This window comes from Blautia sp. MSK.20.85, from assembly GCF_013317245.1.
Taxonomy (GTDB): domain Bacteria; phylum Bacillota; class Clostridia; order Lachnospirales; family Lachnospiraceae; genus Blautia_A.
This window is the reverse complement of sequence record NZ_JAAIUN010000131.1, coordinates 1-316: the sequence shown is the minus strand read 5'-3', so window position 1 is coordinate 316 and position 316 is coordinate 1. Positions and strand designations below refer to the sequence as shown.

General features: G+C 40.5%; 1 protein-coding gene. It reads right to left on the bottom strand.

Annotated features, from left to right (window positions below):
* A partial coding sequence (locus tag G5B12_RS17225; protein ID WP_174088999.1) for a prealbumin-like fold domain-containing protein occupies nucleotides 1-316 on the bottom strand: 316 nt, incomplete at both ends.

Genomic DNA, 316 nt, shown 5'->3' with positions numbered 1-316 from the left:
CAGTGTGGCATCTCCCTGTGGTACTGCTTTTCCTGTTTCTTTATCAACTTTGAATAAATTGATCTTTGCTGTCACACGGTCATTGCTGAAGGTATGGGCAAATAATACGGTTGCTTCTTTATCATTGGTGTAAGAAAACTTGAACGTATACACATCTTCTGTATTTCTTACATAGCCTTCCGGCGCCTGATCTTCTTTTACGGAATAGGAATATCCAATCGGAAGATCTGCTGTGAATTTTGCAGTTCCATCTGCTCCAGTAGTTGCTTTCTCAATCAGTGTTCCTTTTTTCACAACAACGGTTCCGTCTGCATTT